The sequence below is a fragment of the uncultured Metabacillus sp. genome (assembly GCF_947503125.1).
Classification (GTDB): Bacteria; Bacillota; Bacilli; order Bacillales; family Bacillaceae; genus Metabacillus.
Map to the genome: position 1 here is coordinate 1 of NZ_CANNCR010000220.1, position 263 is coordinate 263.

Genomic DNA, 263 nt, shown 5'->3' on the forward strand with positions numbered 1-263 from the left:
TCCGGTAGTTCAGTTGGTTAGAATGCCTGCCTGTCACGCAGGAGGTCGCGGGTTCGAGTCCCGTCCGGACCGCCATTATGTTAAATGAGTGTATGGTAAAAAATACAACTTGATTTATTCTTGATGAAGTGTTATCATTAAGTTCTTGTCGTTATTTTAATAAATTGTTTTAAAAAACATTATTTCATTGGGCTATAGCCAAGCGGTAAGGCAACGGACTTTGACTCCGTCATGCGTTGGTTCGAATCCAGCTAGCCCAGCCA

General features: G+C 42.6%; 1 tRNA gene. It reads left to right on the plus strand.

Annotated features, from left to right (window positions below):
* Window positions 1-188: 188 nt before the first annotated feature.
* Window positions 189-263, plus strand: a tRNA-Gln gene (locus Q1B07_RS26940).